Source organism: Streptomyces sp. NPDC014894 (assembly GCF_043080985.1).
Taxonomy (GTDB): domain Bacteria; phylum Actinomycetota; class Actinomycetes; order Streptomycetales; family Streptomycetaceae; genus Streptomyces.
This window is the reverse complement of the sequence record NZ_JBIBWD010000054.1, coordinates 1-2,015: the sequence shown is the minus strand read 5'-3', so window position 1 is coordinate 2,015 and position 2,015 is coordinate 1. Positions and strand designations below refer to the sequence as shown.

The 2,015-nt window shown below is 74.1% G+C and carries 1 protein-coding gene; it reads right to left on the bottom strand.

Going from position 1 to position 2,015, the window contains the following annotated elements; genetic code table 11:
• On the bottom strand, window positions 1-2,015 hold a 2,015-nt coding region (locus ACF089_RS35885), incomplete at both ends, for a condensation domain-containing protein (RefSeq protein ID WP_392036428.1).

Here is a 2,015-nt window from a genome sequence, read left to right as displayed (position 1 = left end):
AGGGGGAGGTAGGCGGCGCCGGCGGTGAGGACGGCGAAGGTGGCGACGACGGCGTCGGCGGACCGGGGTATCGCCAGGGCGACGATGTCGTCGGGCCGGACTCCGTCCCGGGTGAGCCGGCGGGCCAGTCGGTTGGTGCGGGCGAGGAGTTCGGCGAAGGTGAGGCGGACGTCTCCGGCGACGACGGCGAGGGCGTCGGGGGTGGCGGCGGCCTGATCGGCGAGGACACGGACGATGCCTGCGTCCGGGACGGTCCGCCGGGTGTCGTTCCAGACGGCGAGCCGCGCGTGCTCGGCGGCGTCGAGGACGGCGAGGTCGGCGACGGGTCGGCCGGGGTCGGCCACGGCCCGCTCCAGCAGCCGCAGCAGCCGCTCCGCGAGCGTCTCCACCGTCGCCCGGTCGAAGAGATCCGTCGAGTAGCGGATCCCGCAGACCATCCCGGCGCTTCCCGTCTCGCCCCCGGGCCGTGTACGCCGGAAGAGGACGTCCAGGTCGAACTTGGCCGCCCCGGCCAGAATCCGCAGCTCCTCCGCCTCCGCGCCCAGGAGCCGGGTGAGGTCGGGGCCGCCGCCCTCGTACGCCACCATCGTCTGGAAGAGCGGGTGGCGGGTGAGCGAGCGCTCCGGGTTGACCGCCTCCACCACGCTGTCGAAGGGCAGATCGGTGTGGTCCAGCGCGGCGAGGTCGGTGGCGCGGATCCGCTCCAGCAGTTCGGCGAAGGTGGGGTCGCCGGAGAGGTCGGCGCGCAGTACGACGGTGTTGACGAAGAAGCCGACCAGTTCGTCGAGGGCGGTCTCTCCCCGGCCCGCGACCGGGCTGCCGAGGGGGATGTCGTCGCCCGCGCCGAGCCGGTGCAGCAGGGCCGCCACCGCCGCGTGCACCACCATGAACATCGTCGCGCCGGTCTCCTGGACCAGCTCGTCCAGCGCCGCCACCAGCTCCGGTGACAGGTCCGCCTCCACCGTGTCGCCCTCGTGGCCGGGGTCGCCGGGCCGGGGCCGGTCGGCGGGGAGGTTCAGCTCGTCGGGGAGCCCGGCCAGCGCGGTGCGCCAGTGCTCGGTCTGGCGGGCGGCGAGTGGAGTGTCGTCGAGGAGCTCGCGCTGCCAGAGCGCGTAGTCGGCGTACTGCACGGGCAGCGGTCCGAACTCCGGTGCGCGGCCCGCCGTTCTGGCCCGGTAGGCGGTGTCCAGATCGGCGAGAAGGGGACCGGTCGACCATTCGTCGGTGGCGATGTGGTGCAGGAGGAGGACCAGGGTGTGGTCCTGCTCGGCGGTGCGCAGCAGTGTCACCCGCAGCGGAAGGTCCGCCGCCAGGTCGAAGCCCTGACCGCAGAAGTCCGCCGCCCGCTCCGCGAGCGACTCCTCCGCCGCCTCGGCCACCGTGAACGGGACCCGGGCCTCCTCGGGGTCCAGCACCCGCTGGAAGGGCTCGCCCTCGTGCTCCGCGACCAGGGTGCGCAGCGTCTCATGACGGGTGATCACATCGTGTACGGCGCGCTCCAGCGCGGACACGTCCAGCGCCCCGCGCAGCCGTACCGCGAACGGCACGTTGTAGGTGCTGCCGCGCCCCTCCATCTGGTCCAGGAACCACAGCCGGCGCTGGGCGTACGAGAGCGGGAGCCGCTCGGGCCGTGCGCCGGACGCGGTCAGCGCGGGCCGTTCGGCGTCGGCGTCTCCGCCCAGCCGGGCCGCCAGCCCGGCGACCGTACGCGCCTCGAACACATCCCGCACGGAACAGGCGATCCCGGCGGCCCGTACCCGGGCCACCACCCGGGTGGCGAGCAGCGAGTGCCCGCCGAGCCGGAAGAAGTCGTCCTCCGCGCCCACCGCGTCCAGCTCCAGGACCTCCGCGAAGACCCCGGCGAGCAGGGTCTCCCGGGTGCCCCGGGGCGCGCGGCCCGCCGGGACGGCGCTGGCTTCGGGCTCGGGGAGTGCGGTGCGGTCGAGTTTGCCGTTGATGTTGGTGGGGAGGGTGTCGAGGTTCATGATCGTGGTGGGGATCATGTAGTCGGGGAG